This window comes from Janthinobacterium sp. TND4EL3, assembly GCF_900156175.1.
GTDB lineage: Bacteria > Pseudomonadota > Gammaproteobacteria > Burkholderiales > Burkholderiaceae_D > Janthinobacterium.
Map to the genome: position 1 here is coordinate 1 of NZ_FTMV01000019.1, position 15,273 is coordinate 15,273.

16 protein-coding genes are annotated in these 15,273 nt (G+C 64.4%); 11 read left to right on the forward strand and 5 right to left on the reverse strand.

What is annotated here, in order from left to right:
- From BXA07_RS24045 to BXA07_RS24055, 3 genes are all read right to left on the reverse strand, one after another.
- Nucleotides 1-632, reverse strand: a 632-nt coding sequence (locus BXA07_RS24045; protein WP_076571624.1) for an IS1595 family transposase, incomplete at its 3' end; no start/stop codon positions are given.
- 147 nt (nucleotides 633-779) lie between these two features.
- The gene (locus BXA07_RS24050) at nucleotides 780-1,028 is read right to left on the reverse strand and encodes a hypothetical protein (protein ID WP_076571626.1); all 249 of its coding nucleotides are present in this window, start codon (nucleotides 1,026-1,028) and stop codon (nucleotides 780-782) included.
- Nucleotides 1,029-1,139: 111 nt separating this feature from the next.
- Nucleotides 1,140-1,376, reverse strand: a complete 237-nt coding sequence (locus BXA07_RS24055) for a hypothetical protein (RefSeq protein ID WP_076571628.1) — start codon at nucleotides 1,374-1,376, stop codon at nucleotides 1,140-1,142.
- Between the two features lie 188 nt (nucleotides 1,377-1,564).
- Here BXA07_RS24055 and BXA07_RS24060 point away from each other — a divergent pair, with 188 nt between their 5' ends.
- The 3 genes from BXA07_RS24060 to BXA07_RS24070 all read left to right on the forward strand — a co-directional run bounded on the left by BXA07_RS24060 (nucleotide 1,565) and on the right by BXA07_RS24070 (nucleotide 6,150).
- Nucleotides 1,565-2,422, forward strand: coding sequence for an MBL fold metallo-hydrolase (locus BXA07_RS24060; protein ID WP_076571630.1), 858 nt, complete (start codon nucleotides 1,565-1,567; stop codon nucleotides 2,420-2,422).
- A gap of 139 nt (nucleotides 2,423-2,561) precedes the next feature.
- Nucleotides 2,562-4,691: a T6SS effector phospholipase Tle3 domain-containing protein gene (locus BXA07_RS24065; RefSeq protein WP_076571632.1), complete on the forward strand. Its 2,130-nt coding sequence runs from the start codon at nucleotides 2,562-2,564 to the stop codon at nucleotides 4,689-4,691.
- Between the two features lie 130 nt (nucleotides 4,692-4,821).
- Nucleotides 4,822-6,150, forward strand: a complete 1,329-nt coding sequence (locus BXA07_RS24070) for a hypothetical protein (protein WP_139335735.1) — start codon at nucleotides 4,822-4,824, stop codon at nucleotides 6,148-6,150.
- Between the two features lie 12 nt (nucleotides 6,151-6,162).
- On the opposite strand, the gene BXA07_RS24075 is transcribed toward BXA07_RS24070, so the two are convergent.
- Both BXA07_RS24075 and BXA07_RS24080 read right to left on the reverse strand, forming a co-directional pair.
- On the reverse strand, nucleotides 6,163-6,396 hold the full coding sequence (locus BXA07_RS24075) for a hypothetical protein (RefSeq protein ID WP_076571634.1): 234 nt from the start codon (nucleotides 6,394-6,396) through the stop codon (nucleotides 6,163-6,165).
- Between the two features lie 87 nt (nucleotides 6,397-6,483).
- Nucleotides 6,484-7,932, reverse strand: coding sequence for a M20/M25/M40 family metallo-hydrolase (locus BXA07_RS24080; RefSeq protein ID WP_076571636.1), 1,449 nt, complete (start codon nucleotides 7,930-7,932; stop codon nucleotides 6,484-6,486).
- Between the two features lie 207 nt (nucleotides 7,933-8,139).
- Here BXA07_RS24080 and BXA07_RS24085 point away from each other — a divergent pair, with 207 nt between their 5' ends.
- The 8 genes from BXA07_RS24085 (at nucleotide 8,140) to BXA07_RS24120 (ending at nucleotide 15,190) form a co-directional block, all read left to right on the forward strand.
- Complete coding sequence (locus tag BXA07_RS24085) at nucleotides 8,140-8,637, forward strand: GNAT family N-acetyltransferase (RefSeq protein WP_244556388.1); 498 nt, start codon at nucleotides 8,140-8,142, stop codon at nucleotides 8,635-8,637.
- 120 nt (nucleotides 8,638-8,757) lie between these two features.
- Entirely contained in the window at nucleotides 8,758-9,198 is a 441-nt protein-coding gene (locus BXA07_RS24090) for a glycine zipper 2TM domain-containing protein (protein ID WP_076571640.1), read from the forward strand.
- Between the two features lie 147 nt (nucleotides 9,199-9,345).
- A complete protein-coding gene (locus BXA07_RS24095) occupies nucleotides 9,346-10,269 on the forward strand; it encodes a PP2C family protein-serine/threonine phosphatase (RefSeq protein ID WP_076571781.1) in 924 nt (307 codons plus the stop codon).
- A gap of 50 nt (nucleotides 10,270-10,319) precedes the next feature.
- Nucleotides 10,320-10,826 carry a class I SAM-dependent methyltransferase gene (locus BXA07_RS24100; protein WP_212592362.1) on the forward strand — a complete coding sequence of 169 codons (507 nt, stop codon included), beginning with the start codon at nucleotides 10,320-10,322 and terminating at the stop codon, nucleotides 10,824-10,826.
- A 217-nt stretch (nucleotides 10,827-11,043) separates the two neighbouring features.
- Nucleotides 11,044-12,609 carry an FHA domain-containing protein gene (locus tag BXA07_RS24105; protein WP_244556389.1) on the forward strand — a complete coding sequence of 522 codons (1,566 nt, stop codon included), beginning with the start codon at nucleotides 11,044-11,046 and terminating at the stop codon, nucleotides 12,607-12,609.
- A gap of 400 nt (nucleotides 12,610-13,009) precedes the next feature.
- Entirely contained in the window at nucleotides 13,010-13,609 is a 600-nt protein-coding gene (locus tag BXA07_RS24110) for a metal-dependent hydrolase (protein WP_076571646.1), read from the forward strand.
- 109 nt (nucleotides 13,610-13,718) lie between these two features.
- The gene (locus BXA07_RS24115; protein WP_244556390.1) at nucleotides 13,719-14,228 is read left to right on the forward strand and encodes a sigma-70 family RNA polymerase sigma factor; all 510 of its coding nucleotides are present in this window, start codon (nucleotides 13,719-13,721) and stop codon (nucleotides 14,226-14,228) included.
- Nucleotides 14,228-15,190 carry a FecR domain-containing protein gene (locus BXA07_RS24120; protein WP_076571784.1) on the forward strand — a complete coding sequence of 321 codons (963 nt, stop codon included), beginning with the start codon at nucleotides 14,228-14,230 and terminating at the stop codon, nucleotides 15,188-15,190. Before BXA07_RS24115 ends, BXA07_RS24120 begins: the two co-directional genes overlap by 1 nt.
- The last annotated feature ends 83 nt before the right edge of the window (nucleotides 15,191-15,273 follow it).

Consider the following 15,273-nt stretch of genomic DNA (forward strand, 5'->3'; position numbering starts at 1 on the left):
TGCACCTTGGTCAGCGCCCCTTTTCCCGTGACGAAATCGAGGGTTTGTCCCGTGCGGTCGCGCGCCACCACGATGCAGACTTGTTCACTGGAAATGCCGCGCTGGCGGGCGTGGCCGCCCCGGCGGCGTGCCGGACGCGTCAGATGCCTGGATCCCTTTTCTGATTCCAGCAGATACAGCTCGTCGGCCTCGGCGATGCCGTGCAGGCACAGCGGCCGGTCCGTCCTGGCGAGCGTCAAAAACCGGTGGCGCCAGCGAAAGGCGGTGTTGCGGTGCACGTTCAGTTGTCGCGCTGCCTGGCGCACGGAAGCCGATGCCAGCAGGCAGTCGGCGTAGGCTAGCCACAAGGTCTTGTGGCGCAGGCGGGCCAGCGGCGTGCCGGTGAGCGCATTGAAGGTGCGTCCGCACGGCACGCAGCGGTAGCGCTGCAGTCCGTGCGCATGGCCGTGCCGGTGAGCATGGCTGCTGTGGCAGGCGGGACAAGCCAAATGCGGCTGCGCCACGCTTTCAAGTAATGCGACGGTGGCGTCCTGTGGCGTGTTGCCACGCAGCCGGGCGATGCCTGCCTGCCGCTGGCGGCGGCTCAGCTGGGAAAACTGCGCGATAAAACGGATCCATTTGGCGTGCTGCATGGAAGGCTCCTGTTTGTCTGATATAGACAGTCAGACAGCCAGGGCGGAGCAAGATTCCTGGAAATCCCCTACTTAACGGAGACAGAGCCTAAAAAAACAGCCGGCGGGCGCCGGCTGCAGGAACATTGTTACTGAAGAAACAAAAATCTAGGCCAGCCGCACCAGCGGGTTGGCGATGATGTTGTCAATCTGGCGCACGGCTTCTTCGCAGGCGGCGGCAATGGCGCCGTCTTCGTCGTCGCGCACGAACTGCATGGTCGAGCCTTCGAAGACTTCCAGGCCTTCCGCGGTGGCGCGTTCGATGTCGCAGCTGGCCGACCACTTGCCGTCGGTGGTGGGCACGGCCAGGGGAACGATCTCCCAGCCCTTATAGTGAATTTTAGAACTGTTATCCATGGGTGCCTCCTTGGTGACTGACTCGATAGTGGAAATCGTAGCATGAAGCGCTGCCGGCAGCGATGTGTTTCACGCGCCGGCACGCAATCGGGCTAAACGATTTACGCTGGCTCAAGGACGCAGCAGATTGTCCACTTCCGTCTTCGCCACTTCCAGGCCGGCCGCGCAAGCCGTCTCGGGAGCCGCATAGCCGCCCAGGGTGCGGCTGCGCGTGATGGCCTGCGCCTCGGCCTGTCCCTCGCGCTGCAGGCGGTAGGTAAAATCCCATAAATCGTCATTATCCTTTTGCGGGGTCACGGAAATCGTAAAACCGCGGTACTGTTCGCTGCGTGCAATGGTATCGTTCATGAATTCCTCCTTGGAAGAATGAGGTTACCACGCTGCAAGCCGCAGGGTGCGCACGACAGTCGCGTGCGCGGCCACGCGCCCTTATCTGTTTTTCGCATGTTAAATGTCAATTTGCAGCATTTTTTTAGCGAACTCTGGCGATATAATGCCATTCCCTGTCCCTCCCTTGCCCGTTCCTTGCCGCCGTGATGACCCCACAAATCCAAGCTTTCTTCGACCCCGCCACCGCCACCGTCACCTATGTCGTCTACGAGGCTGACGGACGCGACTGCGCCATCATCGACTCCGTGCTCGACTACGACCCGAAGGCGGGCCGCACGTCTACCGCCTCGGCCGACAAGGTGATCGCCTTCGTGCGCGAGCATGGCTTGCAGTGCCGCTGGCTGCTGGAAACCCACGCGCACGCGGACCACCTGTCCGCCGCGCCCTACCTGCAGCAGCAGCTCGGTGGCGACGTGGCCATCGGTGCCGCCATCCGGACGGTGCAGCAGGCGTTTGCCCAGGTCTACCACCAGGACGGCGCGCGGGCCGACGGCTCGCAGTTCGACCAGCTGTTCGCGCCCGACCAGGTATTTCATATCGGCAAGCTGGAAGTGCGCGCCCTGCACGTGCCCGGCCACACGCCGGCCGACCTGGCCTATCAGATCGGCGACGCCGTGTTCGTCGGCGACACCCTGTTCATGCCGGACGTCGGCTCGGCCCGCTGCGACTTCCCCGGCGGCTCCGCTTCCCTGCTCTACCGCTCCGTGCAGCGCCTGCTGTCGCTGCCGCCGCAAACCCGGCTGTTCATGTGCCACGACTACCCGCCCAACGGCCGCGCGCCCCGCTGGGAAGTGACGGTGGCGGAACAGCGCGCCAGCAATATCCACTTGCACGACGGCATCACGGAAGAACAGTTCGTGGCCATGCGCACCCGCCGCGACGCCACGCTGGACATGCCGACCCTGATCCTGCCCGCCATCCAGGTCAACATCAACGCGGGCAAGCTGCCCGAGCCGGAAGAAAACGGCGTGCGCTACCTCAAGATACCGCTGAACGCCATCTGATTTCCCCGCACTCCCCGCCTGCCGCACGTCCTTTCTTGACACCACGCAAGTCCCACCCCGGGCAATCCGCATACAGTGCAGATTGCCTGAGTTCACTTTGGCGCCGCCTTATCCTGCTTGACACTGACGGAGCGCCCGCATGTCGCCCGACCCTACGCTCGATACGCATTGCATCCTGCTCGCCGAAGCCGAAGGCACGGCCCTGTTCAGCCACGCGCTGCTCCAGGCCGTCACGCGCCTGCCGCGCCCCGGCATCGTCATCTTCGTGCATGGCGTCAATTCCGACGGCGAATGGTATGAACAGGCCGAGCAAGGCCTGTGCGCCGGCCTGAATGCCCGCCTGAAGCGCCGCGATGAGGATCTGGCGATACCTGGTCCGGCCGCCGGACAGATGCAGGCCGCCACTTACGCGCGCGAACTGACGGATGACGGCTTCCTCAACCCCAAGCGCAACGCTACTACCTTCCTGCTGGCGCACGATGCCAATTCCCCCGTGATCCGCTTTCGCTGGGGCTACAAGGCCAACGGCGAGGAATTGCAGGCATTCGGCGACGGCATCTATCTGAACGAAAAGAATTACTGGGACGGCGGGCCGTTCGCCAACGGCTGCAGCGCCCTGCCTGACCTGTGGGGCCAGGGCTTGTCCGAGGAACTGTTCCTGTGGATGCATATCCAGCACATGAACCCGACGAATGACCGGCAAGTGTATGCCTGCCCGCCGCGCCCGTACTTCGTGTTCGCCGCCTGGCGTCTGGCGCGGCTCGTACAATCGATACGCGCTTGCCAGCGCGACGCGCCCGTCACCATCGTCTGCCATAGCCAGGGCAATATGGTCGCCATGGCGGCCGCCTTTCTCGGCGAAACGCTGGGCGCTTCCGCCGTGGCCGACAGTTACGTACTGTGCAACCCGCCCTACAGCTTGCTCGACAGCAACTTCACGGAAAACTGGGTCAGCGGCCATCTGAAGGATGAGCACGGCAACACGGGCCGGCAAAAGTATGAGGCGCGCACGCAAACCTTGAAAGCATTTTTCAACATCCTGCGCACCCGCCCGGCCATGCAGCAGGATGCCGCCTTTGTCGACGAATGCAGCGCCAATCGCAAGCCTGCGCGCAAGGACAGCTATACGGCCGCGTTCGACCGCGCAGACTACGGCTTGCAGGGTTCCACCTATGGCAGGGTTACCTTGTATTTCAATCCGCACGACCAGGTGATTTCCGCCACGCCCGTGCAGGGCATAGGCTGGCGCGGCATGTCGGCACAGGAAATTACCGATACGGGCGGCGAAGGGGTCTTCACCCAGCGCGTGTTTGCGCAAAATCACCTTGTCGGCCAGGAAAATGAAAAGGACTATGACATCTGGCAGCGCAATGGCCAGCCCTTGACGCCGGACAGCCTCGATTTCTGGCACCCGCGCTCGCTGGTCGCCGAGTACTCGATCAAAAAGGGCATGCGGGCCAGCAAAGGCATAGGCCGCAAGATCCTGACCTTCCTCTTCGCCCCCATCGTCATCGTGCTCGCCAAGACTGCCGGCACGCGCATCAACGCGCTGCCGCCCAAGACCTGGCGCCTGCCGATGAAGGCGCCCAAGCTGCCCGAACCCTTCCTGCCCCATTCGAAACGCTTTGCCGATACGAGCGAACAATTCGACGAAGGCTGCGATGCCCCCGCCGACTCCCTGCACAAGGACCGCGCCGCCGAAGCCGACGATGCGTATGCGCCTTACCGCTCCCAGGGCAAGGGCGATGCGCAGACCGAGGCGGCGCTGCGCTACGAACAGAATGGCATGCTGCGCATGCAGGCCAGGCGCGACGGCTGGGTCGAAAAAGGCAAGCCGGTGACGGCGGTGGACGAACCGGAAGAGGCTAGCAAGGAATTCAATGCCTGGCGCAAGAACGAAATCCAGAGCTATCTGGCCGCCAATATCGACACCCACGCCACCGACCACTCGACCATCATGACCAATCCCGAGCATGCGGAAAAGGCGCTGGCGTATGACGTGGCGGTGGGGGTGTGCACGATCAGGCAGGAGGCGTTGCGGGAATTAAGGGTTGCGGCGGATTGGAGCCTGTTGAAAGGCGCATCTTTCGAGTCTGGAGAGTTCTTTGAATACTACGACAATGGCACATTTAAAAATGTATCTTTATTTACCTGGGCAAATGACAAAGACAGCCCTGCCAGAAAACCGAAAGACATCGTTGACGAGCGCCAGAATGCCAGGCCTGCCGACCCGCCCACCAACTTTGCACTGAGGACTGACGGTGCGTAAGTTCATTGCCACGCCGCGCCAGCGACTGGCCAGGGCGCTCACCACATTTCTCTTCATCATTTTCCTGGCACTTTGGTCCACCTGGCCGGACTATGCCGGTCACCAGACTATCCCTACACCTGGAGAACTCATGAAACAGTTCCTTGCACTGCCCATGCTCGCCGCTGTCTCCATGTTTGCGCTATTGACAGCCTGTGCCGTGAAACCTGCGCAGAAAGAAGACGATCTCCCAACAATCACGGCCCACGTTCCCTTCCGGGCACAAGTGGTGGGCTTGCAGTGGCTCAATCCACTGCAGCGGCTCGACTATCCGACCGAGTGGCAACTGCTCTGGACGCTCGGCCTGGCCAAGCCCAACAAGAATGACGATATGGTCAGGACGGACCCCAAGGGTTTCAGCACCTTGCAGGCCGTCGCCCCCATTGCCCACGATATCAATGGCAAAGAAACGTTCAAGGGCTATCACCATAAGTATCTGCGCGAGCTAATGACCAATTTCCACGACATTTACTATTCCAGCCCCACCTACTTCTACCACGTCTATCCCAAGAATCAAAAACAGAACTGGCGTGAACTGGCAGGCATCCGCGTGGAATATGCCCTGCCTGAAGGGAAATTCGATCTGGCAGAAGTACACCAATTCACGCAGCAAACCATCGCCGATACCTTCAGCATCGGCAACACCCACTTTCCCACCCTCTGGACCCGCGCCACCCCGCCCGACGTGCGCATCACCGTGGGCGGCAACAACGCGGGCTTCGTCTCCCTCCACGCCGCGCTGGCCTACCTGGAAGCGCATCCGCAGGAAACCGTGTGGGTCATGAACTGGGACGCGCCGAGCCGGCCCAAGCCCATGCAGATCAATGAAAACCTGGTGCTGCTGGTGCTGGCCGGCCCCGGCTACAAGACGCAGCGGGCGGCGCTGGCGTGGATAGGCTATCCGGCCACGAAAAGCGTAGCTGATTTTGAACTGGCCAGGGACCAGCCGCCGCGCGCCGTGCAGGCGTGGCAGGCCGTATTTTCCGAAGCGGCGCGCCAGGGCGGCAAGACGGAAGAAGACATCGGCTACGTCATCCACGACGCCAACAAGACCTTGCCCACCTCCTCCGACCGGCTGGCCCAGCTGGCGCATGCCTTGAGCCTGGAAGTGCCGGGCTTCGACTTCCTGCCGCAAACCTTCAATACGCCGGCCCTGCTGGGCGAAATGGGTGCCGGCACGGCGCTGACCAATGTCGCCCTCGCCATCGCCCATGCCAACCATGTCGGCCAGCCCGTGCTGGTGGCGGGCACCAGCGATCCGGACAGCGTCACGGGCGTGCTGGTCTTGCCGCCAGCCAGAGTACGCCCCATCAATCACGACCAGCCGTGGTTCCGCGCGCGCGGCGAAAACCATGCGTATCTGCCGTGGTGGGGCATCCGGCACGATGCGGCGGACGACATGCAGGGGTACTCCCAATAAGGCGCTGCGACGCTACGCGGACCGCGCGCGCCGCCACAGCTGTTGCTGGCCGATGCTGAGCCGTTCCAGCTCGCCCGACGCCAGCAGGTGCTCCAGCGCGGCGGCGGTGATTTCCTTCGGGAAATCATCGGCCAGCCACCACTGCACCACGCCTTCGAGCGTATCGGCGCTGTTCGGATACCTGTGCAGATAGTTGCGGATCGCGTTGACTGCGGCGTGCTCGACGTCGGAAAATGGTTGCGCCATAAGCGTTCTCTGCGTTGACAGTGAGGAAAGGCCGGCATGCCGGCAAGAGACCGCGCCAGTCAGGCGGCACGGCCGTTCGCGGAAAGCCTACTCGCCCTGCTCCGGTGCCCGCCCGATCTCGCCGTCGATATTGGCCAGGAACCAGGCCAGCGACGACATCAGCGCCACGTTGCGCTTGAGGTTTTCCGGGTCGACCTTGTCCAGCGTGTCGGCCGGCGTGTGGTGGTAATGGAAGTAGCTGTGGCTGTCGACCAGCGGCTCGAAGCTGGGCACGCCGCCCGTTTCCAGGCGGTGCAGGTCGCCCGTGCCCAGCGCGTCGCGGCGCGTGAACGCGTGCGCGCCCATGGGCTGCAGGGCTGCCAGCAAGGGCGCGAACAGCTTTTCCGACTTCGGCCCCACGCTGGCCTTGATGCCGAACGGGCGGCCGGCGCCGCTGTCCATCTCGATGGCCGCATATTGTTTGCCGAGCGCCTGCTTGTGCGCCTCGAAATAGGCCTGGCCGCCGCGGCCGCCGTTTTCCTCGTTCATCCAGGCGATCACGCGGATGGTGCGGCGCGGGCGGTAGTCGAGCTTTTTCAGGGTTTCCAGCACGCCCATGGCCGCCACGACGCCGGCGCCGTCGTCATGCGCGCCCGTCGCCAGGTCCCAGGAATCGAGGTGACCCGACACCACTACCACTTCGCCGGCCTTGTCCGTGCCCGGCCAGTCGGCGATGACGTTGTAGCTGTCCGCTTCCGGCAGGTTTTGCGGCGTCAGGGTCAGGTGCATTTTCAAGGGGCCGCGCGCGGCCAGGCGGCCGATCAGCAGGGCGTCTTCCACGGTGACGGCGGCGGCCGGGATGCGCTTGTTGTCATCGAGCCCCGTGGCGCCCGCGTGCGGGATGCGGAAGTTCGCGCCGCCCACCGAACGCACGAGCGCGGCGGCCGCGCCCAGTTCGGCCGCCGCCTTCGGTCCGTTGAAACGCAAGCGCGAACCCTGGCCGTAGGTGACGCCGGCCAGGCCCCGCTCGGCCATTTCCTGGTCGAACGGCGTATCGATCAGCACGATGGCGCCCTTCACTTCCGGCGCGCGCGCCTTGAGTTCTTCCAGGCTCTTGACGATGATCACGGGCGCGGTCAGGCCGGCGGCCGCAGTGGCGCCGGAGCCGCCCAGGGCAGTCAGCACCACGCGCTGCGACACGCCCTGCGGACGGCCCGCGTAGTCGACGATTTCCGCCGTTTCCACGCCGCGCACCCAGTGCGGCACCTTCACGGGCTGCAGGGTGACGGTGGCGCCCAGCTGGCGCAGGGTGTCGGCCACCTGCTGCACGGCGGCGGCCGCGCCGGCCGAGCCGGACAGGCGCGGACCGATCAAGTCCGTCATGTCGGCCAGGCGGGCATAGGCCCAGTCGCTGTGCAGGGCCGTGTCGCGCACCTGCGCCAGCGCTTGCGGCGCATTGCCGGGGGCGGCGGCCAAGGCGCCGGCGCTGGCCAGGCAGCCCAGGGCGACGGATAAAACGCAACGGCGCGACGGCGCGCCTGTCAGGATGGTATGCATGTGCTGTCAATTCCAGTCAACGAGGTCGGAGCGGGTACGCCGTGGCCAGGGGCACGGCGCGGTTTTCTACGATAACGTATTTATTCTGTCATTGCAGCAACTTTTACGGGATCGATTGCCTGTCTCCGCCAGTGTCGATTACCATGCAGATCGTGATTGCTACCGGATATCGCCATGCTCAAGGGAACACTCTGTACCGTAAGGCACTTGACTGCCGCCGACCTGAATACCTATATTGCCCTCGTTAACGACCTGCCCTCGCGGGGCGAGTTCTTCTCCATGCAATTCAAGTCGCCCGAAGCGATCCGGCGCGAATTCATGCAGACGGGCCTGGTTACCGAGGACAGCGAGTTGTTCCTCATCGAAGATCACGCCCAGCAGATCATCGGCACGATCACCCACTTCAAGAGCCGCACGCCCGTCTCGCGCGAGATCGGCTACCGCCTGTTCGACCGCCAGCGCGACGGGCGCGGCTACATCAGCGAGGCAACGCGGCTGCTGGTCGACTACCTGTTCCATGCCTATCCCTACCATCGCCTGGAACTGCTGATGGACCCGCACAATACCGCCTCCGAGCGCATCGCGCAAAAGAACGGCTTCACCCAGGAAGGACTGATACGCCAGGCTTTCTTTATCAACGGCATCATGCGCGATGCAAAAATGTACAGCCTGCTGCGGCCGGAATGGCAAGCCCGCGCCCGCTGACTTGTTACGGCCGGGGCAGGATTGTAATAAGTTGTATTAGACGTGGAACAAGCTTGCGCCAGCGGATATAGTCCAGTCCATGCAGATCATTGTGATCTCGCCGGAATGGAAGGAAATGCCATGTTGAACAAGAAACTCCTGGGTGCGGTAATGGTAGCGGCAGTGGCTGTGTCTTCGGCCGCAGTCGCCGGTGACCGCGACTTCAATACCGTCGCAGGCGCCGTCGTCGGAGCAGCCATTGGCAACAGCACCGGCGGACGCAATGGCGCGATCGTCGGTGGCGTCATCGGCGCTGCCGTCGGCAACAGCATCAACACGAATGACCGTTATTACGACCGTGGCGGCTATCGCGGCGGCTACCGCGAAACGTATTACGCTCCTGCGCCGCAGCCTGTGTACTACGCGCCGGCGCCGCAGCCCGTGTATTACGCGCCGCCTCCGCGCTACTACGGCCCGCCAGCCGTCGTCTACGTGCAGCCGGGCCGCGGCTACTACCGCGACCATGGCCGCCGCGACTACTATGACCATGGTCATGGTCACGGCTGGGGCCATCGCCGTTAAGCACCGCCCTGCACCGGTCCCGTCCAAAACCTGCGCCAGCCTGCTGCCGCAGGTTTTTTTGCGAGAAAAGCAAGGTATCGCCCACCCACAATATCGGCTAAGCTGTGTCCTATGATCAATATCGGGCCGCCTGGACCGCAGCAAACGATGCATTTAATCAAAGACGAGCTCGACTTTGGCCCCTGGCTTGACGCGGCGGCCGGCAGCAGCGTGGGCGCCGGCCCCATGCCGCGGCGCGAAAACCAGGACAATTTCCTGCTGATCGATGCCAGCGGCCACGCCGTCTGCCTGTCGCAGCAAGCGCCGTTCCACTGCCAGGTTCCCGGCTGGCCGGCTGGCCACGTGCGCGCCGCCGTGCTCGATGGCATGGGCGGCCACGGCCACGGGCGCGAAGCGGCGGAAGCGGCCGTGCAAGGCTTGCTGGCCATCCCTGCCTGCCATGACACAGCCAGCCTGTCGGCCCAGCTCGATGATTTGCACGCGCGCTTGCAAGCCGCTTTCACGGCGGATAGGCCGGCCCGCCCGCCGGGCACCACCCTGACCTTGCTGGAGGTGCCGCCCGGCAAGGCGCCGCTGCTGTACCACGTGGGCGATTCGCGCCTGTATGAAATCAGCGATGGCACGGCCACGGCGCTCACCGTCGATCACGTACCGGCCACCGCCTATGCGATGCGCGGCGCGCTGGACGAGGCGCAGTGGCGCGCCCGCGTGCATGGCGAACACCATCCGCAAATCTCGCAGGCATTTATTTTGGGCAACGCCTTCGGCGAGTCCCTGCATCTCGACAAACCCCTGCTCGCCCTCGATGCGGACAATCTGCCGCCCTTCCTGGCCCGGCTGGGAGACCGCCGCGTGCTGCAGCTACGCTCCGGCGCCCACTATCTGCTGCTCAGCGACGGCTTCTGGGCCTGTGAAGATCCCTATGCGGCCACGGCGCGCTGGCCGGCACTGTGCGCAGGCAGGAGTGCGGCGCAAACCGTCGCTGCCCTGCTGGGCGACTTCCTCGCCAATCCGCCCAAGGGCTTGTCGAGCGACAATCTGACCGTGCTGGCCCTGCGTTTTCTCCCCTGATTGCCCGCGCGCCTGCGTCAAAGTGAACCCGCGTCGCCCCGCGTGGTCTGATGGTAGACAGTTTGCCGCCATTCGTCACTGCCACAGGAGCCTGCCATGAGCGACTGTCGACCTTCGGCGTGATGTTCGCCCCCGACCACCGGCGCGCGGCCAGCGACATGCTGCGCGTGCTGCGTCCCGGCGGACGCATCGGCATGGCCAACTGGACCCCGGATGGCTTCATCGGGCAGCTCTTCAAGATCATCGGCAAGTACTTGCCACCCCCGGCGGGCGTGGTGTCGCCGGCCCGCTGGGGCGAGGAAGCCTATTTGCGCGACCTGTTTGGCCGGGCGGCGGAACAGGTCCATGCGCAGCGCAAATTCTTCAACTTCCGCTACGCCTCGGCGGCGCACTGGCTGCAGGTGTTCCGCGACTGCTATGGCCCCGTGCACAAGGCCTTCGCGGCGCTGGAGCAAGACCTGATCACCTTGCTCGAACGCTCGAACACGGCCGGCGCCCAGTCACTGGTCGTGCCCGCCGAATACCTGGAAGTGATCATCAACACACGCCGCAGCTGATTGACCATGATCAAATAAACATGCCTGAAAAGATATGAAGTGTGTTTTCAGGCAATTGTTTCCATGGCAATCATGATGGGTTGTGATCAGGGACATCAATTCGGACAAAAAGAGTACGCACAGATGCCGCGAAGGTTGCCAAGCGGGCGCAAAAGCGCGTAAGCTCTCATGTATAACAGAGGGCAGCATGTCCCCGCTCGATTCGAGTCAGAATGTCATGAAAAAATGCAGCAACCCGGAGCACCCGCACTGTACGTTCTGGGTCTTGCCTGGGGAAACAGTCTGCGCGGCCAACCACGCGCAAGCGACGACTGCTCCCAGCAGCTACGACCTGTTGACCGCACTGCGCAGCGCCCGTTCCGAGTCGTCGGCAACGGCGCTGCCGCACGCCCCTGCCCATGACGCCGTCACTGAGTCGGCAAGCAATCCCTTGCCGGTGCATGCGCCGGCGCCTGCTGCCGCGCTGCCGCTCCCGCCAACGACGCCCCCGGCCTACCAGCCCGTGCAAGCCCACCTGCACATCAGCGGCTTCGACCCGCGCGCTGCGGGCGGACGGCAAACCCTGAAAATGGAATTGCGCGGCATGAGCGCCGCCTGCGCGCCGCAACTGACCCTGCGCCTGCGCTCGGACCTGATCCCGCGCGGCGCCGTCCAGCATGATTTCGTGCGCACGACGCGCGGCGACTGGCGTCCCGTGTTTGTCGAGTTTTCCTCACGCAACAAGGAACACGGGCAATACCAGATCGACGTGGAAGTGCACAGCCACATCGCTGGCGCCGTGGCGCAGAAATGGGTGTGCACCTTCGTCATCCTCGTGCCGCGCCGCGACGCCACCCTGACGGAAATCCACCAGATCTTCCTCAGCACGCACAAGAACGTGCGCGTGATGGCCGACGACGCCTCGATCGCCCGCGTGACGGGCGGCGATGGCTGCAACCTCGACGTGACGGCACGCAACGCCGGCATCGCCCACGTGGATTTATCGGCCCCGCAGGGCAAGATCGACATGGGCTTTACCACCATCGCCTGGGACGAGGAACTGATCGAAGTCGACCTGCCCGCCGCCAGCCATTGCCACCCGCATCCAAGCCAGGCCGCCTGCCTCGTCAATGCGGCGCCGGAAGCGGGCGAGCAGCGCCAGATCCGCCTGTTTGCGCTGGAAGAATGCATGCTGGGCCGTTTCGAGCTGGTGGACCCGGAAGCCGATGTCTTGCTCAGCCATTTCAGCCCCGACGGCCAGGACAACAATGGCTTGACGCGCCGCCTGTCGGGCCGCCACGCCATCATCCGCCGCAGCCAGCAAGGCTTTGAAATCGAGGACGTCTCGCGCTACGGCATGCTGCTCGACGGCGTGTGGCCCGGCAAGCACAAGCCCGTCGCCCTGCGCCTGGGCATGCGCATCGAATTGTCCGCCAGCATCAAGGGCATCGTCGTGCTCAGCGTCACGGCCATCCTTGCACATGGCGTGATCCTGCACCGCATCGACCACGGCGCCCGCGCCGAATGCTTTTACCTGCTGCTGCCCGACACCCAGCCCGCGCCCGCCAGCCACCAGGCTACGCCGCAGGCCGGCTGCCTTCCTGTGCTGTTCCACCGCAACGGCGGTTTCTGGCACCTGGACACGGCCAGCGGCAAGGAAACGGCGCTGGCCCCCGCCACCGCCCTCGACAAGCTCAGCGGTTTTGCCAGGCATAACCGTTTCGCCAGTGAACCGTATCCGGAATGCTGGATCATCCGCACCGAAGGCGCGGCCCTGTGCGATAGCAGCATGCAAACTGCGTAGTAACACTGTTGTAAATCTGCAGTTATCCGCAAGGCTCTAGCGTGGTATCAGTACGAGAAAAATCATCGACAGGCCCAGAATAAACACCGCTTCGAGCGTAAACACGATGGCGGGAATCTGCAATTCGCGCGGGATTTTCATGGCGACACCTCTTAAAACGTAAGACTGCTTTCAGCATAGCGCGCCGCGCGCCAAATACATTGTCAGCCGCACAACATACTTGACCGGCCGGCATCAGGCGCCGAGTTCGCTGGCCATGCCATCACGACACACAATTTAACAATTTAATAGCAGATATTCTGCAAATAGTACCCCTCCACGCCCCTGCATACTGTATATTCATCCAGTTAATATCCCCCCTGTATTTCACACAGCGCCAGCATGGCGTTTTACATTTTCTATGGCTTCCAATAAAGCGCATCATGCGACCGGTTGGGCCGCCGGCGTGATCGCCGCGGCCCTCGTCGCGCACGCTGGCGCCGGCGGTCCCTACCAAGTGCTGAGCATGCTCGCCTTTGTCATGGGCGCGCTGGGCGGCACGGCGCCGGACTGGCTGGAAGTGGCCTGGTGGGCGCGCACGCACAGGCTGTGGATCACGCACCGCACGTGGACGCACTGGGGCCTGGCCTGGATCGCCCTGCTCGTCTACACGTATCTGCAATTGCCGCATCATGTCTGGGCGCCGCCCCTGTTCGGCTTTGCCGCCGGCGGCATCATGCATCTGCTGGCCGACTGGCCCAATCCGCTGGGCGTGCCATGGATTTTCCGCCGCCACTCGCTGCGCTGGTGGAAAAGCGGCCGACACGACATCATCGTCATCATCGCCGCCTGGCTGGCCGCCACCGTCGTGGCTGACCACGTGTTTTTCGACGGCATCCACCTGCGGCGCAGCATACTGGCGGTTGACGCCCTGCTGCACTGGTCCGCCGCCGCCCTGGGGCAAGCCTGGGCGGATCTGCAACAGTGGCAGGAACGCTGGCGCCTGGGAGGCGGACAGTAATTGACGCCGCCCGCAGGGCAATGTGATAATGAGTATCATTCTCAAACAGCCCAGCCAGCCGGCGCCCCGCGTTCCGTCAGCCCAGCTCATCCCTTGCCCGGAGTACGCAGTGAGCACCGCCAGTCCCGTCCATGCCATTCCCCTGAGCACCCTGTACAGCGAACACCACGGCTGGCTGTATGGCTGGCTGCGCGGCAAGCTGGGCAACCGCGCCGATGCGGCCGACCTGGCGCAGGACACCTTTTTGCGCCTGCTGGGCAAGCGCGACGCGGCGCCGCTGCGCGAGCCGCGCGGCTATCTGGCGACCATCGCGCGCGGCCTGCTGGTCGACCGCTACCGCCGCCAGGCGCTGGAGCAGGCCTACCTGGAAGCGCTGGCGCAACAAGCCGAGCCGGTATCGATGTGCGCCGAAACGCATGCCATCGTCATCGAGACCCTGCTCGCCGTCGACCGCCTGCTCGACAGCCTGGGCGCCCGCACGCGCGCCATCTTCCTGCTGGCGCAGATCGAAGAACTGAGTTATGCGGACATCAGCCGGCGCCTGGGCGTGTCCCTGCCCACCGTGAAAAAGCACCTGGTGCGCGCCTATACGGAATGCCTGATGCTGGCGGCCGCCTGATGTTCGGCACTCCCTCTTCCCTCCCCATCGCCCGCGGCATCCTGGCCGCCGCCGCCCACTGGCACGTGGAACTCAAATGCGGCAGCGCCGATGCCGCCGCCCTGCAAGCCTGGCGCGACGCCAGCGCCGAGCATGAACGGGCCTGGGAGCTGCTGCGGCGCATGGACGGCCAGCTGGGCGCGATACCGGCAGCGCTGGCGATTCCCGCCCTGCAGGCGGCGCAGCAGCGCCGCCGCGCGGCAGGCAGGATACTGGCCGTGCTGGTGGCGGCCGGCGGCGGCATCATGCTGGGCCAGGCGGGCCTGCAGTCCGCACCCTGGCAAGCCCTGACGGCATCCTTGCGCACGGCGCCGGGCCAGCGCCGCCACGTGACGCTGGCCGATGGCGGGCGCCTGGAGGTCAATACGGACAGCGCCGTCGATGTCGCTTACAGCGCCACGCAGCGCCGCATCCGCCTGCACCATGGCGAAATCATGATCACGACAGCGCCCGATGCGCGCCCCTTCCTCGTCAACACGCCGCACGGCGTGATTCGCGCGCTGGGCACGCGCTTCGGCGTGCGCTGCGATGACGGCGGCAGCGTCGTCAGCGTCTTCGAGCACGCGGTGGAAGTGCGCTGCGCGGCGCGCCCGGACGCCGTGCGGCGCCTGGAAGCGGGCCAGCAGCTACGTTTCCAGGACAACGGGCCTGAAACCGCGATGGCCATGCCGGGGCACCAGGACAGCTGGCTGCGCGGCATGCTGGTGGCGGCCGACTGGCCCCTGCAACAGCTGGTGCAGGAACTGGCGCGCTACCGGTGCGGGCGTCTTGTTTGCGACGCCGCCGTGGCGCAGCGCCCCGTCACGGGCACTTACCGGCTCGACGATATCGACGCCGTGCTGGAAAGCCTGTGCGCCTCGCACGGGCTGCAAGTGACGTACTTCACGCGCTACTGGGCCACGGTGTCGGCCCGTGCCACCTAATATTTTCATCTTTTTTGCGCCAGGGGTTGGTGTTTCGCTGCGCTGCTTCGGCTTGACAGGTAAGAAGCCGATTCATCCACCAT